General features: G+C 66.7%; 16 protein-coding genes, 1 other RNA gene and 1 pseudogene. 11 read left to right on the top strand and 7 right to left on the bottom strand.

The window, feature by feature from the left end:
* Nucleotides 1-90: 90 nt before the first annotated feature.
* Nucleotides 91-696 (bottom strand): hypothetical protein, encoded by a 606-nt coding sequence (locus tag AOK01_RS43715; protein ID WP_157871477.1) that lies wholly within the window; start codon nucleotides 694-696, stop codon nucleotides 91-93.
* A 436-nt stretch (nucleotides 697-1,132) separates the two neighbouring features.
* On the opposite strand from AOK01_RS43715, the gene AOK01_RS24915 reads away from it, so the two are divergent.
* The 3 genes from AOK01_RS24915 to AOK01_RS41580 all read left to right on the top strand — a co-directional run bounded on the left by AOK01_RS24915 (nucleotide 1,133) and on the right by AOK01_RS41580 (nucleotide 5,359).
* The gene (locus tag AOK01_RS24915; protein ID WP_055515369.1) at nucleotides 1,133-2,194 is read left to right on the top strand and encodes a hypothetical protein; all 1,062 of its coding nucleotides are present in this window, start codon (nucleotides 1,133-1,135) and stop codon (nucleotides 2,192-2,194) included.
* Between the two features lie 434 nt (nucleotides 2,195-2,628).
* Complete coding sequence (locus AOK01_RS43710) at nucleotides 2,629-3,405, top strand: hypothetical protein (RefSeq protein WP_157871475.1); 777 nt, start codon at nucleotides 2,629-2,631, stop codon at nucleotides 3,403-3,405.
* 283 nt (nucleotides 3,406-3,688) lie between these two features.
* On the top strand, nucleotides 3,689-5,359 hold the full coding sequence (locus AOK01_RS41580) for a pentapeptide repeat-containing protein (protein WP_245702397.1): 1,671 nt from the start codon (nucleotides 3,689-3,691) through the stop codon (nucleotides 5,357-5,359).
* Nucleotides 5,360-5,515: 156 nt separating this feature from the next.
* On the opposite strand, the gene AOK01_RS24905 is transcribed toward AOK01_RS41580, so the two are convergent.
* A complete protein-coding gene (locus AOK01_RS24905) occupies nucleotides 5,516-6,004 on the bottom strand; it encodes a hypothetical protein (protein WP_055515365.1) in 489 nt (162 codons plus the stop codon).
* Between the two features lie 219 nt (nucleotides 6,005-6,223).
* Between AOK01_RS24905 and AOK01_RS24900 the strand changes: the two genes are divergently transcribed.
* The 4 genes from AOK01_RS24900 (at nucleotide 6,224) to AOK01_RS24885 (ending at nucleotide 9,990) form a co-directional block, all read left to right on the top strand.
* The gene (locus AOK01_RS24900) at nucleotides 6,224-6,856 is read left to right on the top strand and encodes a hypothetical protein (protein ID WP_157871473.1); all 633 of its coding nucleotides are present in this window, start codon (nucleotides 6,224-6,226) and stop codon (nucleotides 6,854-6,856) included.
* A gap of 251 nt (nucleotides 6,857-7,107) precedes the next feature.
* Nucleotides 7,108-7,422 (top strand): M48 family metalloprotease, encoded by a 315-nt coding sequence (locus AOK01_RS24895; RefSeq protein ID WP_055515362.1) that lies wholly within the window; start codon nucleotides 7,108-7,110, stop codon nucleotides 7,420-7,422.
* A 13-nt stretch (nucleotides 7,423-7,435) separates the two neighbouring features.
* Nucleotides 7,436-8,638, top strand: coding sequence for an MAB_1171c family putative transporter (locus AOK01_RS24890; RefSeq protein WP_055515360.1), 1,203 nt, complete (start codon nucleotides 7,436-7,438; stop codon nucleotides 8,636-8,638).
* Nucleotides 8,635-9,990, top strand: a complete 1,356-nt coding sequence (locus AOK01_RS24885; protein WP_079103715.1) for an amidase family protein — start codon at nucleotides 8,635-8,637, stop codon at nucleotides 9,988-9,990. The genes AOK01_RS24890 and AOK01_RS24885 overlap by 4 nt, the downstream gene beginning before the upstream one ends.
* 178 nt (nucleotides 9,991-10,168) lie before the next feature.
* On the opposite strand, the gene rnpB is transcribed toward AOK01_RS24885, so the two are convergent.
* An RNA gene (gene rnpB / locus AOK01_RS24925) (RNase P RNA component class A) lies at nucleotides 10,169-10,577 on the bottom strand.
* An 84-nt stretch (nucleotides 10,578-10,661) separates the two neighbouring features.
* Nucleotides 10,662-11,615 (bottom strand): AraC family transcriptional regulator, encoded by a 954-nt coding sequence (locus tag AOK01_RS24880; protein ID WP_055515358.1) that lies wholly within the window; start codon nucleotides 11,613-11,615, stop codon nucleotides 10,662-10,664.
* Nucleotides 11,616-11,803: 188 nt separating this feature from the next.
* On the opposite strand from AOK01_RS24880, the gene AOK01_RS24875 reads away from it, so the two are divergent.
* The 3 genes from AOK01_RS24875 (at nucleotide 11,804) to eda (ending at nucleotide 14,524) form a co-directional block, all read left to right on the top strand.
* Nucleotides 11,804-12,733: a zinc-dependent alcohol dehydrogenase family protein gene (locus AOK01_RS24875; protein ID WP_245702396.1), complete on the top strand. Its 930-nt coding sequence runs from the start codon at nucleotides 11,804-11,806 to the stop codon at nucleotides 12,731-12,733.
* 277 nt (nucleotides 12,734-13,010) lie between these two features.
* Nucleotides 13,011-13,796: a peroxide stress protein YaaA gene (yaaA, locus tag AOK01_RS24870; RefSeq protein WP_055515354.1), complete on the top strand. Its 786-nt coding sequence runs from the start codon at nucleotides 13,011-13,013 to the stop codon at nucleotides 13,794-13,796.
* Between the two features lie 77 nt (nucleotides 13,797-13,873).
* Nucleotides 13,874-14,524, top strand: coding sequence for a bifunctional 4-hydroxy-2-oxoglutarate aldolase/2-dehydro-3-deoxy-phosphogluconate aldolase (gene eda, locus AOK01_RS24865; RefSeq protein ID WP_055515352.1), 651 nt, complete (start codon nucleotides 13,874-13,876; stop codon nucleotides 14,522-14,524).
* 107 nt (nucleotides 14,525-14,631) lie between these two features.
* Here eda and AOK01_RS24860 read toward each other — a convergent pair.
* From AOK01_RS24860 to AOK01_RS24850, 3 genes and pseudogenes are all read right to left on the bottom strand, one after another.
* Nucleotides 14,632-15,447, bottom strand: a pseudogene (locus AOK01_RS24860) (histidine phosphatase family protein); the annotation flags it as partial.
* A 26-nt stretch (nucleotides 15,448-15,473) separates the two neighbouring features.
* Entirely contained in the window at nucleotides 15,474-16,217 is a 744-nt protein-coding gene (locus tag AOK01_RS24855) for a zinc ribbon domain-containing protein (RefSeq protein WP_190855706.1), read from the bottom strand.
* Nucleotides 16,214-17,119, bottom strand: coding sequence for a Nif3-like dinuclear metal center hexameric protein (locus AOK01_RS24850; RefSeq protein ID WP_055515372.1), 906 nt, complete (start codon nucleotides 17,117-17,119; stop codon nucleotides 16,214-16,216). The genes AOK01_RS24855 and AOK01_RS24850 overlap by 4 nt, the downstream gene beginning before the upstream one ends.
* A 318-nt stretch (nucleotides 17,120-17,437) precedes the next feature.
* Here AOK01_RS24850 and AOK01_RS24845 point away from each other — a divergent pair.
* Nucleotides 17,438-18,528: hypothetical protein (locus AOK01_RS24845; RefSeq protein ID WP_055515349.1), on the top strand; the 1,091-nt coding region annotated here is incomplete at its 3' end.

Here is an 18,528-nt window from a genome sequence, read left to right as displayed (position 1 = left end):
TGCCGACGCCCCCGCTCCGGGTTCTCCCCGGAGCGGGGGCGTCGGCATGCAATGCGACCTCATGGCCGAGACTGCTTTGAGCAGGATGGATCAGGGGTGCCAGACCGTGTCAGGCTGGACGGGGGTGGTGGGGCAGGCTGGTTGAGGCCCGGCGGTCATGACGCTCATGCAGTTCGCCAGGACGTCCCGGTGCTTCATATCGTCGTAGTTGCACACCGGCACCTGGCTGGAGAGTTGGTCGCTCGTGCGGATCTTCGGGAACAGCGCCTGCTGGATCCCCTCGTGGGTGCCGCCCTCGCCCCAAATGTTGCGGTCCTTGGTGTCTTCTCCGGCGAGGATGATCAGCCGGTTGTCTTTGTTCTTGCCGAGCCAATCGGCGTACAGCTGCGACTGGTCGTACTTGAGGTCGCAGGGCGCGTCTTCCCACGGCCTGCGTTCGAAGAAGTTCGCGTAGGAGCCCGGGTCGTACAGCACGATGGTGTTGATCTGCGCCGTCTTCTCCGGATTTACCGCGAGGGAGTAGGCCGGCCCCAGGTGCCCGACGCTCCACCCGGCGAGGGTGGTGACCTTCTTGCCCTCGTAGACAGCCGCGAGACGACACGAGAGCGAAGTATGAAGCCTCGTGAACAGACTGGCAGTTGATTCACTGTTAGGAAACAACAGAAAGCGTACTCTGGGGTGTGATCCCGCCGACACGGCACATATGCCGCATTAGGTCATGTCCATGGCATCGCGGTCTCGTGCAAAGCCTTCGGGAACGTCTCCCATCTAGTCTTTCTGAGTCAGGAATCCTGTCCGGCCACTCCGGTTTGCGCCGGTCAGTTCACTATCCGGCCTGAGGGCTTCCAATCCGGGGTTCCCCTCCCCCCCCCCAACATCTCTGGCCTCTTCACATTCTGCTATGCGGGCGCCGACTTGTGGGGCTTGGGCGAGTCCTGGGGGCAGCATGGTCGATCTATAGAGGTGGGCGCGGCATATCTGGTCGACTGTCCAGTCTGTCGAACCGGAGCATCCGGATCCAGAACCCTCTTGAGCGCAGGAGTTGGACGTTTCGGCGTACGACCGTGGTGATGTCGGTCCCTGCTCGTACTCTCGATGGACCACCCCGGCATACCGCACCGAAAGGATCACCGTGACCCTGGAGGATCTCCTCATGAACAGCCCTGCATTCCTGGACGGAGAGCAGGGCGAGAGCAGGCTCAACAGGCACTTAGTGGATCAGCTCAGGCATGGACCCGTGGTTGGCTTCCGAGAGGAGGACGTCGCCTATCACCTGCTGTGCCTCCTGGAAACCGAGCTGCCGGGTAACAACCAAGGCATCGGGCTGACCGACCACGAAGTGGCCGACGTCCTCCGCTGCGCTGACGCGGTCCTGGCCCGGCTCAACATCATCCGCCGCGTCCCGTTCCGGACGCGGCGCGAATACTGGGAACATGTGAATACGCAGGGCAGTATCACGGAAATTTGTGGCCCGATTCTGGGAAAACTAGCAGATCTTGAACGCGACGCCTCTCGGGCCGGTTTCCGGGGCGTCAATGGTGATCTACGCAACATAATATTTGCTGCGAAGGATAAGCCTGAAATCGTCTGGATCAACTTCGATCAGGGGATCTACGAGATCACCAACAATGCGGACTGCCTGAAGTACGACCGACCCATTCCAGCCGCAGGTTTGACCATGACGGATCTTCTCGACTGGTGGAAGCACCGGGACGGCAATTACTCCCTCGCGCCCGCTGTCCGCCTCCAACGCCTCAAGACCAAACTTGCGGACTCCTGCTCCCCCAAGAGTCCGCTGGAGAAGCACCTCCTTCGCGTCTATTGGGAGTTCGCCCACGCCCGCGGCTTCGATGCAACACCGGCGATCCTGCCGCAGGTCTACCTGCACTACGACCCGATCGCTCAGCGGGTCCGTGACGACCAAGGCGGACGGATAATCCCCTTGCAAGTGCGGGACTTCATGCTGTTCACCTCGGGCGGCCGCAGGATCATCCTGGAGATCGACGGCATTCAGCACTACTCCAGCGATGACGGCCTGCCGGCCCCGAGGGAGTACGCGAAGATGACCAAGGAGGACCGGCGTCTGCGCCTCCAGGGCTACGAGGTCTACCGCTTCGGTGGCTACGAGTTCCAAGAGCGCCAGGAGCCAGACAAGATGCTCATGGAGTTCTTCGCCGAAGTGCTCGCCCTCTAGGTCCCAGAGGCACCGGCTCACCTACGGCATCAGATTGGGTCGGGCTTTGATCAAGCGGGTTGCAGTACAGTCCATCCGAGGATGGCCGTCCGTTGTCTCTCACGGGGCGGCGCAGAGAGTGCTGCACGTGGACTTGTTCCATACGATTCACGAATGAGCTTCCGCGCCGGCCGGTAACTGGCAGGATCTGCTGGGTCGTTGGTCCTGCTGGCGTGATGTGAGCGCTGGTGGGTTTGAGAGAACTCCTGGGGGATGTATTGCGCTGGAATCCAGAGACGCGATCCTGGGAGCCGGATGAGCGGGACAAGCCAGCGCCTCGCGCGCGGCGTCAGGTGAGTCGACCGGCGAAGGGGCCGACCGGCAATCGTCGGCGTCAGGCTGAGCGACTGCCTGTCCCCGGTTCGGACCACAAACTGCGGCGTCTTCCGCAAAGGATGATCGATTTACTCAAAGACACTCCCGCCAGCTTGCTCGCCTCTGCGATTCTCATCTGCGGACTGGTTGCTTCAGGGGCCTGGTTTCTGTGGATGGACGTAAAGCCGGGTGAGGACCCGCAGTCAATGCCAACCGGTACAGAATCTCCGCGGCCTGAGCCTACGCAATCCAAACCCACTGGAGAGGCAGATCCGGACCCGCAGGAGGAGTACGTCGAGGCGATCGATTCGGCACGCAAGAGCCTTTTCGAAGGGAGCTTGACGCATAGCGGCCTCACGGACGCCGAGCTGAAATCTGGCACAACGTATAAGTTTGTGGTGACGGTTTCAGGCGACTGGCGGTTGAATGCGGACGGTAGTAAAGGTGCCAGCGTTCCCGCAGGCGGCGACATCGGAGTTAAGCTGCAGTGCAGTGGAGAAAATAGTTCCTGCAAGGCACTTTCAACAGAAAGGCAACCTGTCCTCAAGCGCACCGACCAAGCGACATGGCGTTGGGAAGTCTCTCCACAGAAGGAAGGGAGACTGAAACTTTCCTTGCGAGTCACTGCATATTTTCGCGACTCGGATTCAGTCTTGGTGGAGCAGTCGCCATTTCGTCGCACGGTTCGAGTTGTAGCAGTTCCGGAGGATTCGGGCGGGGAGGGGTTCGAATGGATAGGGGGCATATGGAACGGCATCGTCAAATTCGCCAGCGAGCTTGGGATCATCCTAAGTGTCATCGTCACCGTGCCAGCCGCTATACTCGCACTCAAAGCGCGGGGGCGCAGCTCTGCCTAAGGGCCTGCCGGAAAATAACATGCAGGCAAGGTGCTGACCTGCACCGTCAAACTCAGAAACACACAAGTTAATTTCCGGCATCGAAGTGATCTCTAGGGCCCCAAGACCTCGGTGTCGTTTGCACCCGGGTTTCCTGTGGATGGTTCGCGGATGAGTGCGACCTTCATCGAGGCGCGATGCAACCGGTCACGCACCCTGATCAGTCTTGTCGGGCATGAGACCTCGCCTCCCCCGGCGCCAGGCTGAACGGCGCGGCCTGCACTTGTGGCCCGTCGGTTTCGTCTTGGTCCTGGCCTTCACTACTGCGGTCCTGGTTGCCGTTGCCGTGTTCTATGCCGGATGGGACCTACTTGACGCACGCGAGTTGAAGCCCGAGCACCGCATCGACTCCAAGACTCTGTTCGAACTGGTCAAGCTCGCCTTCGGTGTCGTGGCCGGTGCGGGCGCACTGGTCGCCTTGGTCGTGGCCTACCGCCGCCAGCGCGTCGACGAGGACGGTGCCCTGCGCGACGCCACCCGCCTGCACACCGAACGCTTCACCACCGCCGTATCCCAGCTCGGCGACGCATCCGCCGCCGTACGCCTGGGCGGTGTGCACGCCTTGGCCGGGCTTGCCGACGACGCCCCCACCCGCGAGCTGCGTCAGACGTGCATCGATGTCCTGTGCGCCTATCTCCGACTGCCCTACACCGCCGGTGCCGAGCTGCCGGCGGACGACGCCGCAGCCCTGCACACGTATCTCGCACTGAGGGAAGTCCGGCACACCGTCATCCGGCTCATCCGCGATCACCTCCGTCTGCCCCTCCGACATCACCACGCTTGGCAAGGTCACAACTTCGACTTCACAGGTGTCACCTTCGACGGGGCAGACCTCGGCGGAGCGGTGTTCTCCGACGGCATAGTCAGCTTCCGCAGGGCTGTGTTCTCCGGTGGCAGGGTCGACTTCAGCAGCGCCGAGTTCTCCGGCGGCACCGTCGACTTCAGCAGCGCGGAGTTCTCCGGCAGCGCGACCGACTTCAGCGGGGCAACGTTCTCCAGCAGTACGGTCGACTTCAGCGGGGCAACGTTCTCCGGCGGCACGGTCAAATATAGCGGGGTAACATTCTCCGGCGGCACGGTCAAATTCAGCGGGGTAACATTCTCCGGCGGCACCGTCCACTTCCGCCTGGCGACGTTCTCCGGCAGCAGGGTCGACTTCAACGGGGCAACATTCTCCGGCGGTACCATCGACTTCAGCAGGGCGACGTTCTCCGGCAGCACAGTCGACTTCCGCGGGGTAGAATTCTCCGGCAGCGCGATCGACTTCCGCGGGACAACGTTCTCCGGCGGCACCGTCGACTTCCGCAGGGCAGTGTTCAGCGGCAGCGCGATCGACTTCGGCGGGGCAACATTCTCCGACGGCACCGTACACTTCAGCGAAGCGGAATTCTTCGACGGCACGATCAACTTCCGCGTGGCGACGTTCGTCGGCGGCACGACCGACTTCGGCCGGGCAACGTTCTCCGGCGGCTTGGTCGACTTCAGCATGGCGAGGTTCATTGGCGGCACCATCGACTTCAGCGGGGTGACGTTTTCCGGCAGCACCGTCGACTTCCGCAGGGCGATTTTCTCCGACGGTACGGTCGAATTTAGTGGGGCGACGTTCTCCGGCGGCACCGTCGACTTCAGCGGGGTGACGTTTTCCGGCTGCACCGTCGACTTCCGCGGGACGGAATTCTCCGGCGGCCTGGTCGACTTCGACCGAGTGGAATTCTCCGGCGGCACGGTCGACTTCAGCGGGGCTGAATTCTCCGGCGGGATGATCCGATTCTGGGGTGCAAAGTTCTCCGGCGGAATGGTCCACTTCATTGGTGCGAACGGGGCTGCTCCGCCTGGCCTGGTCAATTCAGCAGGCTCTCCTCTGCCGGATGGACTCATCCCGGCTGCAGACTGGCAGTTGTCAGATCCTAGTTGAGTACAGAGCAGCGGCCGGCGTCAGGACGTCCGCCCCGGTTCAACCGCCACAAGGTCCTGTCAGGCGATGCGCCACAGGGCCAACGTGCCCCATTACCGCTCGGACACTTGTGAGGCAAAACGGCAAGTAGGCAGAAGTGCGGGGCTACTTGCGCCTCTACTCCTTCGACCGGACCGGCACGGATACCCAGGTCACATGCCCGGCTTCGTCACCGCGGTACTGCCCGATCTCGTCGGTGAGGCGGCGCACGAGGAACAGGCCCGGCTCCTCCTCCGGGTCAGGTAGCGGTTGATCCATCTCTCCGATGGTGATCAGGACGTGATCCCCGTCGTGCGAAATCCGGCCACTCAGGTCGATGCTGGCGCGGTGCCGGGCGGTGACGTCGACGAGTTCGGTCAGCACAGTGAGCACCACCTCCTCGACAACGTTGGCATTTGGCGCGCCTGCGAGCAGCGTCGGCAACATCATGATGGCGAAGCCGCGGGCGCGGCGGATGCTCTGGGCCGGGGCGTACCCCGGGCCGAGGCGGAACTCGATCGAGTTCTCTACGCCAGGGATCCCAGGGAGTACGGCAGTGCCTTGTCTGGCGGTGGTGGTTTGCAGGCCGAAGGTGGAAAGCGGAGATGCGGCGTCGGAGATCGTCACAAGTTGTCCGTCCCGTCTAGAGGCGCTTGTCGATGTGGGATCGGTACCTCCGTCGTGGCGGCATGGTGAACCGAGGTGCCGAAGCGCTCGCATGGTTCGAGCGCGGCCACGCCTCACCCATGCCGTACCAATCTCAGTTGGTATCGACCTGTGCAACAATCACGCATGCTTGTGGCATAGTCAACTGATGTTGATGACCGTATCGAGAGAGGCGGCACTGTGGCCGAGCCAGATGCGTCACAGAACGCCGAGGCACCTGACGGCGTGATGGCTACAGTCCAGGGCACCTTTGCCGAGCGTCTGGACTACCTCTGTAGGAACGACCCCCGGGGCCCGTTGGGTGACGTCCGGGTCTCCGAGATGCTGCGGGAGGCCGGCTTGCCGACGGCCTCCGATACGTACGTGTGGCAGCTCAGGACTGGCCGTAGGGATAACCCGACCAAGAACCACATTGAGGGCTTCGCCAGGCTTTTTGGCGTGCCGGTGAAGTACTTCTTCGAGGACGACACCGTTGGCGTTGTGAACAAACTGCTTAAGATGCTCAATGCCCTCAAGGGTGACAAGCGTTTCACCGACGAGCAGTTGCACTCCCATCTTGGATCGCTGACACGCCTGCTCGAATCCGGTGTCAGGGCCGAGACCGTCCTGGCCCAGCTCGAGGCTCTTGCACGCCTAAACGAGGCGGGGGTCACTTTGGATACTTTGAAACGTTTCGAGGAAGCGGGCGTCACGAGTATCGCCATGCGCGCCGTCGGTCTATCCGAGCAGGGTCTCAACGCCGCCGCCGCGATGCTCGATCAGGTCCGCCGCCTTGAAGGGTTGCCGGCCGAGTCCGACCAGGATCAGTACTGACCCCGTCCGTGGCTTGTGCCGCCCGATCTTCGGAGGATCGTTTCATGTGGCGCCGTCGGCGTAACTCCGGTACCACCGACGCGGTACGCGTCGGGTGCAGTGACTTCGTGACATCTCTGGGGCTGCCTCCCATCACGAGCGTGCGAGAGCTGCGGCCGTTCGTCGAGAGACGCATAGGCCAACCGATACAGCTCCGGTCAGTCGATGTCGGCGAGACAGTACCGTGCGGGATGTGGATCACCACCAGGAGCATGAGCTATGTCTTCTACGACCCGGAGACCAGCCCGGCGCATCAGGACCACATCATCGCCCACGAGTTCGCCCACATACTCAAGGGTCACCGCGGCTCGACAACGTTGCCAGCCCCTGACGGCGGCGGCCTCCTCAGCCTCCTCGACCCTGCCTTGATCGCGGCGTTCCTGGGCCGTACAGGCTATGCCGAGCACGACGAGCAGGAAGCCGAGATGGTCGGCTCTTTCCTGCAGGCGCACGCCAACTCCTACCGTCCTCCGACCCGGAGCGAAGAGGCGGACCGCATCACGCGCACGCTGCTGCGGCGCGGCTGACCCTGAGAGTCCCGTGAAAGACATCCTTCACCCCCTGTCCCTGATCATCGCCGGCACAGGGTTCCTGTTCCTTCTGCGCGACCTGCGGAAGGGGCAACGAGACCCGGCCCTCAAAGCTCTCACCTTCACCTTCTTCTTCTCCGCGCTGAGTTACGCGATATCCCTGACGCCGGTATGGATACGCATCGACAGCGTTCTCGGAGTCGCAAACGTCGCGGTGCCTTTAGCCCAGGGTTGCGTGATGCTGGTCCTCGGCCTGCAGGTCGTCGTCCTGACCTACTGGACGAAGCAGCCAGCCGACGCAACCCGCCGAGCCCGACTCCTGCTTGCCATGGCGTTCTCCGTCATTACCTGCATGGCGGTCTGGTTCACTCCAGTCACACAGCGACCAGTCGACTTCACGCTGTACTACGCCCATGACCGTGCATTGCAGGCGTACTTACTGCTCTACATGTGCACGTACACCGTCGCGGAGACATATCTCGCTCGGGTGTGCTGGAAGTACGCGCGCGAGGTAGGTGACCCCTGGATCGGCCGTGGCCTTCGCCTGGTCTCCGTCGGTGCCGTGATCACCCTGGGCTACAGCAGCATCCGGCTCAGCGCCATCTTCGGCGCCGAATTCGGCGTCAGCGTCGAGGCACTTGAGCCGTATGCCTGGATCTGCGGCGACGTCGGCGCAACCTTGACGCAGATCGGATATTTCCTGCCCCTCGTCGCCGCCCGCGCAACAGCCGCCAACGTGTTCATCCGAGAGCACCGTCAGTACCGGCACCTGGAGGCCCTGTGGCAGGCCATGGCCGCCGCCGAGCCGAGCATCGTCCTCGAGAAACCCGTCGACCAGACCGACGCCTGGCGCAACAGACGTTCCGTGAGCTTCGATCTGTACCGGCGCGCTGTCGAGATCCGGGACGGTCAGATCGAACTGCGCCCCTACCTCAATCCCGTGGCCCGTAGAGAAGCTGAGCGCCGCCGCCGCGCTTGGTGGCGATCTCGGTCACGGTTCGCCGCGGCGGTCACCGCAGACCAGATCCGCGCAGCACTCATCCAGAAAGAGCATGAAACGGTAGCTGAACCGGCTCCCTACGCTGACGCCACACTGAATACCCCGACCACCACCAAAGACGTTAGCCACCTCGTGCGTGTCGCCGCCTACTTCACCCCGCCGCCGCCCGCTGCCGAAGCGAGAACACAAAGCGCCTCAGGAGCACGTACGTGAACCGCCGCACTCTGATCACCGCCGTAACGACGACCGTCGCAGCGGTCCCTCTATCGAGGCTGGCCTACGCCGCCGAGGAGACCGAGCCAAAGGACATGATGAGCATCACCGCCCCGTACCTTGCTTCCGCGCGTACCCAACTCGGCGCCCTGCGCCGCGGCGAGATCACCGCCCGAGGGCTGCTCGACCGCGTTCTCGAGCACCATGCGAAGGTCAACCCGAGCATCAATGCCGTGGTGACCCTCGACATCGAAGGCGCCCACACCGCCGCCGACAAGGCAGACCGACACCTCGCCGCGACCGGTAAAACCCTCGGCCCCCTTCACGGCCTGCCCATCACAGTCAAGGACGCCCTTGAGACCAAGAGGATGCGCACCACGTGCGGGTCCACCGACCTGACCAACCACATCCCCGACCAGGATGCCGATGTCGTTGCTCTGCTGCGCTCGGCCGGCGCCATCATCATAGGCAAGACCAACGTCGCGACCCTGTGCCAAGACATTCAGACGTCAAACCCTATTTTCGGGAAGACGAAGAACCCCTTCGACGAGACCAAGACCGCCGGCGGCTCTTCCGGCGGTCCGGCCGCGGCCGTCGCCACCGGTCTCACCGCCCTGGAAGTCGGCTCCGACCTGGCGGGGTCCCTGCGCCTCCCTGCCGCTTACTGCGGCGTCTACGCTCTACGCACCTCCCGCGGCGCCAGCCCCATCGTGCCGACCCGCGGCCACATACCGCGCCCTCCGGGATGGGCCACCAGCTCCGACATGCTCACACTCGGCCCGATCGCCCGTACCGCCGAAGATCTTGACGTCCTCCTGGACGTACTCGCCGTCCCGGCCCCGTCCGACGGCACCGCCTGGAAACTTCATCTCCCCGCTCCCAAGCTCACCAGCCTCAGGCAGTACCGCGTCGGCATCTGGGCCGATGACGACTACTGCCGCGTCAACTTGGTCACCCGCGGCCTCCTCTCCACGGTCGCCCGTCTCGTCCGTGGCGCCGGTGCCACCGTGGACGACTCCACCCGCCCCGTGGACTTCGCCGACAGCGACAACCTGTTCCAGCGCCTTATGTACGCCACGGCGTCAGCGTCTGCCACCGATGAGACATTCGCCGCCGATGTCCAGGCAGCCGACGCACTCGCCGACGACGACCCCAACGCCTTGTATCTCAAGTCCCGCACAATGCGACACCGCGACTGGACGCGCGCCGACGAGGAGCGTCAGGAGCTACGCGCCACGTGGGCGGAGTACTTCACCACGCACGACACCCTCCACCAGCCTTCCGCTGGTGGAGGGTGTCTTGCGTTAGGCAACCCGGGCTGTAGTGCGCGGAGAATCACCGCAGCCCAGTAATCAGGACGGGTGCCCAGAGTGGCCGCGTGGGTGGCTACCTTCGTGGCTACCTTGGTGGCTACGTTCACGGCCGCGTGTACCGGTTTGAACCGGTACGGACCGGGGTCTGATGAAGCCCTTCGACTTACGGAAAAAGGGCCCCTGACCAGCATGTTCACTGGTCAGGGGGCCTTGATGGCAGACGAGTCGGGCTGTACGCCGGATTTTGTCGCCCGGTCGCCTCGCGGCGGCCGGGGAGACGGCCATCCATCTAGGGCCGGCATTGCTGCCGGCCTCGTGCGGTCTACCCGCGGACTCGGGCGGGCAGCCCTCGAACGTCCGCGCAGAGCACGCCCTTTACGGCGGCTCCTTTTGACCTTGCTCCGGGTGGGGTTTACCTAGCCGCCTGAGTCACCTCAGGCGCTGGTGGTCTCTTACACCACCGTTTCACCCTTACCGAGGACCGAGGTCCCCGGCGGTCTGTTTTCTGTGGCACTGTCCCGCGGGTCACCCCGGGTGGCCGTTAGCCACCACCCTGCCCTGTGGAGTCCGGACGTTCCTCGGAAAGCACCCCGAAGGGGACTTCACGCGGCCGTCCGCCCGGCTCGTCTGCCGTGCTGACCATGGTAGCCGACCAGCCACGCGACCTTGCTTGAGAATCGGGTCGAGCTGCGAGGGGGGACGCCTGCCTTCTAGTCGGGTGGTGGGCCGGCCGTGGGAACCCGATGGCGTGCCTGGTCCGTCAGCTTCCGCCAGGTTCCGGGAGCGATGCCCTCCCTGTTCGAGAAGGCACGGCTCAATGCCGTACCGGTGTCGTAGCCGACCCTGGCAGCGATCTCCTGGACACTCAGCGGCGTCTCCCGGAGCAGGACCTTCGTCCGGTACATGCGCCATGATGTGACGTAGCCCAGCGGGGTGTCCCCTGTCTTCTCCTTGAACAGGGCGGCAAACGCCGAGCGTGACATCCCCGCGCTGCGGGCGAGTTCGTCGACCGTCCACGGATGGGCCAGGTCCGCGTGCAGCTCCTGCATGGCAGCCGCCAGGCGCGGGTCGCGCAACGCGGCGATCCAGCCGACGGTGCCGCTCCCGACATTGGCGCAACAGGTCCGCAGCGCCTGGACGAAGAGCACGTCGGACAAGCGACTCATGACGAAGCCGCCGCCGAGTCCGCCCGCCGCGCTCTCCTGCGCGATGAGGTCGAACGTGGCGCGCAGGAGGTGGCTGGACGCGTTGTCCAGGTTCAGCCGGAACAACGGCGGCAGGAGTGCGAACAGCGGTTCGGCCGCGACGGCGTCGAAAGCGAACCGGCTGGAGACGATCCGGGTCAGCTCACCGTCACCTCCGACCCGTACCGAGGTGGCCGGGGTTTGGGAGATCAGTCCGTCGCAGTCCACGAGTTCGCTGCCCGTGTCGTCCTGAAGCGTGAATCCCACACCTGCTCGGACCAGGAAGCAGTCGTTCGCCTCCAGACGTTGCGGCCCGGCGAGAGTGTCCGCGACGAGCAGGCATGAACCGCTGGAGATCAGCACCAGCCGGGCGAGGTGCCGGGGTGGGAACACGATGCCCCACGGCGCATGGGCGTCCAGCCGTACGTACCGGGCGTCCTCGATCTTCATCGTGGCGAGGAGGTCGTCGGTCGGATCCATCTCCACCTTCCTGGACGATCTGCACCAAAGAGTGGACGCCAAGATACTTTGCGTCCAGGCGCCCTGTCCTACCGTGGAGATGATCCAGGCGATCTAGGTGATCTAGGTGATCTGCTAACCAAGGGTGGGAAATGATAACATTTCAGGTGCGAGCGGCCGGTGGCCTGAGCCCCTCAGGGAAGCGTCCGGTGCCGAGCCCGGCGGCGGGCGAAGTGCTCGTACGGGTGAAGGCCAGCTCTCTCAACGCGCGCGATCTGCTCATCGCCGCCGGCACGTATTCCGTCGAGGTACCGCCTGGGCGCATCCCGCTCTCCGACGGCGCGGGCGTCGTGGAGGCCCTCGGGGACGGTGTCACACGGTGGCAGGTCGGGGACCGCGTGGTGAGCACGTTCCAGCCGACCTGGCTGTACGGCCCGTTTCCTCAGTGGGGGGAGTTGCACGGCACGCACCGCGACGGCTGGCTCACCGAGCACATCGCCCTCGACGAACAGAGCCTGGTCGCCGTGCCGGACCAGCTGTCCTTCGAGGAGGCGGCCACGCTTCCGTGCGCCGCACTCACAGCGTGGTCGGCCGTGCGTGGAGTCGGTCCGGGTGACGCGCTGCTGGTCCAGGGCTCAGGGGGTGTGTCGGTCTTCGCGTTGCAGTTCGCCCGCCTGGCCGGCGCACGCGTCCTGGCCACGACCTCCAGCGACGCGAAGGCCCGACGTCTCAGCGCGCTCGGCGCATCCGATGTCGTCAACTACGTCAGCACGCCACAGTGGGGTGAACAAGTACGGACACTGACGGGCGGCGGCGGTGTCGACCGCGTCGTCGAGATCGGCGGCGCCGGAACCCTCTCCCAGTCCATCGACGCCGTCGCCTACGGCGGTCAGATCGCCCTCGTCGGCAATCTCGCGCCGGGCAACGGCATGGACGTGACACGGTTCTTCCGTCGCGCCGCGACTCTCAGGTCGATCAGTGTCGGCAGCCGGAACGACTTCGAGCAGATGAACAAGGTCATCAGTCAGAACCGCCTGCGGCCCGTCATCGACCGCGTTTTCCCGTTCGACGAAGCGCCGGAGGCGTTCTCCCACTTCGAGCAAGGATCACGCTTCGGCAAGGTCGTCATCAGTCACTGAAGTCACTGGCCAATGGGTCCAACGCGGCCAACGCGGCAAGGCGGCTTCCAGGACAGTGCTGGAGATGGCGGCGAGGCCCTTGGCCGTGATCATCATGTCCGTACCGCACGAGCCGCAGGGTTCGCGGGCGATCGGGATGTCCGTCGCGTCGTGAGCCGGCAGTCCGGGCTCACGGGCAGCCCGGTTCGCAGTGCGCGTAGGGCGGGGTGGGGTCGGCGGTACCCCGTAGGCTGGCGCGTGCTTCTCGTACGTACCGAAAGTCCCAGGGAGAACCGCCGTGCTCGTGTTGTTGCCGCCGTCCGAAGGAAAGGCTCCCTCCGGGCGGGGCGCGCCGTTGAAGCCGGAGTCGCTGTCGTTGCCGGGGCTCGCCGGGGCGCGGCAGGCGGTTCTCGACGAGCTGGTCGAGCTGTGCGCCGCCGACGAGGACAAGGCGCGCGAGGTGCTCGGGCTGAGCGAGGGCCTGCGCGGCGAGATCGCCAAGAACACAGAACTGCGGACCGCGGGGACCCGGCCCGCCGGCGAGGTCTACACCGGTGTCCTGTACGACGCCCTGGACCTGGCCTCGCTCGACACCGCGGGGAAGCGGCGGGCGGCGCGGTCGCTGCTCGTCTTCTCGGGGTTGTGGGGCGCGGTCCGGGTGACGGACCGGATTCCCTCGTACCGCTGCTCGATGGGTGTGAAGCTGCCCGGCCTCGGGGTGCTGAGTTCGCACTGGCGGGCGCCGATGGCCACCGTGCTGCCCGAGGTCGCCGGGCGGGGGCTCGTACTGGACCTGCGGTCCTCGGCGTACGCCGCCGCGTGGCGGCCGAAGGGCGAGATCGCGGAGCGCACGGCGAGCGTACGGGTGCTGCACGCGCCGACCCGGAAGGTGGTCAGCCACTTCAACAAGGCGACCAAGGGACGCATCGTGCGGAGCCTGATGGAGTCCGGCGCCGTGCCCTCGGGGCCCGCGGAGCTGGTGGAGGCACTGCGGGATCTCGGGTACGTGGTGGAGGCGGTGGCGCCTGCGGCGGGCGCGGGCAAGGCGTGGCTGCTGGATGTGCTGGTGGACGAGATCCACTGACAGCTAGTGCAGCGCGCGCTATTGCAACATGCGCAACGAGCTTTGCGCATGTTGTGTGCCGCGGGCAGGATGAGGGCATGGTTTCGTCCTCGTCCTCCTCAGCGCTGTCCTCGTCCGTGCTCGAACTCGCGCCTGTCGTGCCGGTGGTGGTCGTGGAGGACGTCTCGGACGCCGTTCCGCTGGCGCGGGCGCTCGTCGCGGGCGGGCTGCCCGCGATCGAGGTGACGCTGCGGACGCCGGTGGCGCTCGACGCGATCCGGGCGATCGCGGACGACGTACCGGGCGCGGTGGTCGGGGCGGGCACGGTCATCTCGCCCGCCCACGTGGCGGACTCCGTGGCCGCCGGGGCGCGCTTTCTCGTCAGCCCGGGCTGGACGGACGCGCTGCTCGACGCGATGAAGGCGTCGGGGGTGCCGTTCCTGCCGGGGGTTTCGACGACGTCGGAGGTCGTGGCGCTGCTGGAGCGGGGTGTGCGCGACATGAAGTTCTTCCCGGCCCAGGCTGCGGGCGGCACGGCATATCTCAAGTCGCTGGCCGGGCCGCTTCCGCAGGCCCGTTTCTGCCCGACCGGTGGCATCGGCCCCGCCGTCGCCCCGGAGTACCTCGCCCTGCCCAACGTCCTTTGCGTGGGCGGCAGTTGGATGCTCCCGCCGGACGCGATCGCGGCCCGGGACTGGACGCGGGTGGAGACGCTGGCCCGGGAGGCCGCGAGCCTGGGCGCCCCGTAAGGGCCCCGCAGAGGGGCCCCGTAAGGGGCGCGGGGAACTGCGCGCCCGGCCCCCACCGGCGGGCAGCCGACCCTCGACCGGAGGCCGATCCGACCACACCGGCCGAGCTAGCGCAGCGCCGACGTGTCGTTGAGGAGCCGTACGCTCGCGTTGCCGTCTGCGTAGTACGCCACCGCCGACAGCGACGCCGCCGACAGTTCCATGCGGAACAGGGACTCCGGTGGGGCGCCCAGGGCCAGCCGTACGAGGGTCTTGATCGGTGTGACGTGCGAGACGAGGAGCACGGTGCGGCCCGCGTGGGCCGCGAGCAGGTTGTCGCGTGCCTCGGCCACGCGCTGGGCCACGGCCTCGAAACTCTCGCCGCCGCCGGTGGGTTCCGCGGCGGGTGAACCCAGCCACGCGTTCAGGTCGTCGGGGTGGCGTTCACGGACCTCGGCGAAGGTCAGGCCTTCCCAAGCGCCGAAGTCCGTCTCGCGAAGGCCGTCCTCGATCCGTACGTCGAGCCCCAGCCGGGCGGCTACTGGTTGTGCGGTTTCGCGGCAGCGGGCCAGGGGGGAGGACACGACGGCTTCTACGGTCCCGAGTCCGGCGAGTCCGGCGAGTCCGGAGCGTCCGGTGCGTGGGACGCGTGGGGCGAGTGCGGTGGCTACGCGCTCGGCCTGGTGTCGGCCCGCGTCCGAGAGCGTTGGGTCGCTTCCCCCACTGCCGGAGAATCGCTTCTGGGGGGTCAGGGGGGTTTCGCCGTGGCGCAGGAGTACGAAGGTGGTGGGGGTGCCCAGGTCGGGGGGTGGCTTGGTCATGTTCCGGGCTGCCCGTAGGTCGTCGGCGGTGGCGTCAGCAGTGGCACAGGGGGGCTGTCGGTAGTCGGCGGGTGCGGGCCCACTGGTGGCTGAGCGCGCAGTTCCCCGCGCCCCTTGCAGGGGCCGAGTGGGTCCCGGCCCCTGCGGCCCTACAGGCCGGACTCGGACGTGCGGATCAGGATTCGGCGGCAGTTCTCGCAGCGGAGTACCGCGTCCGGAGCCGCCGCCTTCACCTCGTTCACCTCGGTGATGTTGAGCTCCAGGCGACAGCCCTCGCAGCGGCGCTGGTAGAGGCGGGCCGCGCCGACGCCGCCCTGCTGTTCGCGGAGCTTCTCGTAGAGCTTGAGGAGATCGGCGGGCACGGAGCCCGCGACGACCTCGCGCTCCTTGGTCAGCGTCGCGGTCTCGCCGTCGAAGGACTCGAACGCGGCGTCCCGGCGGGCCGTCGTGTCGTTGATCTTCGACTGGACGGAGGAGACCCGGTCGGTCAGCTCGGCGACCCGCTCCTGCGCGGACTCGCGGCGCTCCATGATCTCCAGGACGACGTCCTCCAGATCACCCTGCCGCTTGGCCAGCGAGGCGATCTCGCGCTGGAGGTTCTCCAGATCCTTGGGCGACGTCACGGCACCCGAGTCCAGGCGCTGCTGGTCGCGGGAGGCGCGCTGGCGCACCTGGTCGACGTCCTGCTCCGCCTTCGTCTGCTCGCGGGAGCAGTCGCTCTCCTCGGTCTGCGCGGCGACGAGCAGGTCCCGCAGCTGCGTGAGGTCCTTGGTCAGCGACTCGATCTCGTCGTGCTCCGGCAGCGACCTCCGCCGGTGTGCGAGCTGCTGCAGGCGGGCGTCGAGGGACTGGACGTCGAGAAGTCGGATCTGGTCGGCGGGCGCGGCGTTCAGTTGGGGGCTCCAGGTGAAGGGGCGTGGGAGTTCCACGGGTCGGTGACCGTCTTCGAGACGTGGACCCGCAGGTCCCAGCCGTGACGGTCGGAGATCTCGTCGAGCTGGGCTGCGGCCAGCTCGCACCAGGGCCACTCGGTGGCCCAGTGCGCCGCGTCGAGCAGCGCGAGAGGATTGAGGGTGGCCTGTGTGGCTTGGGTGTGTGCGGCTTGGGTGTGTGTGGCTCGGGTGGCCTGTGCGCCGTTCGCCATGAACTCCGACGCCGGATGGTGGCGCAGGTCCGCGGTGAGGAAGGCGTCCACGCCCGCCGCCCGTACGTCGGCGAAGAGGCTGTCGCCGGAACCGCCGCTGACCGCGACGGTCCGCACCAGTGCCTCGGGGTCGCCCGCGACGCGGATGCCCTGCGCGGTGGCGGGCAGCCGCTCGGCCGCACGCTCGGCCAACTCACGGACGGTGACGGGAGGGTCCAGTTCGCAGACGCGCCCGAGGCCGCGACGGCCCTCGGGGTCGGCGGGGTCCGGCACCAAGGGACGTACGACCCGCAGGTCCAGCGCGCCCGCGAGGGCGTCGCTCACCCCGGGGTCGGCGCGGTCCGCGTTCGTGTGGGCGACATGCAGCGCGATGTCGTTCTTGATGAGGGTGTGCACGACCCGGCCCTTGAAGGTCGAGGCCGCCACCGTCGTCGTACCGCGCAGATAGAGCGGGTGGTGCGTGACCAGCAGGTCCGCGCCCAGCTTCACCGCCTCGTCCACGATCTCCTGGACCGGGTCGACGGCGAACAGGACACGGGAGACCTCCTGGTCGGGGTCTCCGCAGACCGTCCCGACCGCGTCCCATGCCTCCGCGCTCCCAGGGGGCCAGAGGGCGTCGAGCGCGGCGATTGCTTCAGACAGACGGGGCACGAACAAAAGGCTACCTGCCTTGGGTCCGTGCCCAGCCTGCCGCGGGTCAGTCGCAGGTTGGTCGTGGGTTGGTCACGGGTTACTCGGCCAGCTGTGGTCGAGTAACCACGCCCTCCCTGCCTGCCCGGGACGTCGAATCCGCCGGCTCGGCCGTCCCGGTCCGCGAGGACCGTGCGCACCCTTCACCCCGTCCAGCACACCCGCCTCCGTTCCCTCAGGCGAATCCGAACTTGGCCACTCTTATGTGTGAAGCCGCTGCTTGCAGGTCCCACGCCTGTGCGTGCGAAAACTAATTTCGTCGCCGGAGGTGAGCGAACGATGGCGGCCTGTGCGATCGAGTCCGCGACGGCGTCCGAGAACGAGTGGGCCGCGCGGGCAGGGTGCGTGATCACCGTCGACGGGTCCTACGCGGCCCGGCTGGCCCGCAGCGGCGAGTCCTGGTTCCCGGAGCGCTGGACGCTGGACGGCCACGAACCGTATGCCGTGCCCCTGCCGGGTAACCAGCCGGAGGAGCCCGGCACGGAGGTGCTGCCGATGGCGGACGGGCGAGTGCTCATCCACCGGCTCACCGACGGACGGCACGCGTTCTCCCTGCTCTATCCGACCGGCCCCGGGACGGGCGAGGTACCGCTCGGCGCGGTGGAATGCCCCGACCCGGGTACGGGGCTGCGGCTACTGCCGCCGGCTCCGGGCGGCACACGGGCGTACGCCCTCGCCGTGGGCCCGTATTCGACCGCCGTGTGGCTGGTGGCGGGCGGCGCCTTCGGGCCCGAGCATCTCGCGGAGGTACCGGGCCGCTGCTCGGGCGGGGTGTGGCTGGGCGGCGGGGACCGGCTGCTCGCGCTGGACCGGGAGGCGCAGGGCGGGACCAAGACAGTCACCAGGACAGTCACCAAGACCGTCGTGGTCGACCTGGAACGTGGCGGCGAGACGTCGCCGCTGCTGCAGATCGCCGAGGACAGCAACGACCGACTGCTGCTCGCGGACGCCGACAGCGGGCTGCTCCTGATCCGCTCGGACGCGCCCTCTCCCGGGCACGAGCGGCTCGGCTGGGGCGTGTTGGGCAGCACGCTGCCCGTCAGGTTCCCCGAACATCTCCAGGTGGCCGGCTGTACGGTCACGCCGTTCGCGATCCAGCCGGGTCTGGTGCTGACGCCCGAGAGCTGCGCGGTCGCGCTGCGGATCGACGGTGCCTCGGGCAGCTGGCTCGGAGTGTGGCGCCCCGCGGAGCGCCACCTCCATCAACTCGCCCCGCCGGAGGGGTGGTTGACCGGCTGCGGCCGGTGGACCAAGGACGGGGTGCTGCAACTGCCGTACGCGACGGGGGCGGTGCCGTGCGGCGTGTCATGGGTGGAGGCGCCCGCGGGGGCACCCACGAGGGCGGGAACGGGGACCGGGACGGGGGGAGG

The organism is Streptomyces aurantiacus (assembly GCF_001418335.1).
Taxonomy (GTDB): Bacteria; Actinomycetota; Actinomycetes; order Streptomycetales; family Streptomycetaceae; genus Streptomyces; species Streptomyces aurantiacus.
This window is presented reverse-complemented; position numbering and strand designations above follow the sequence as displayed.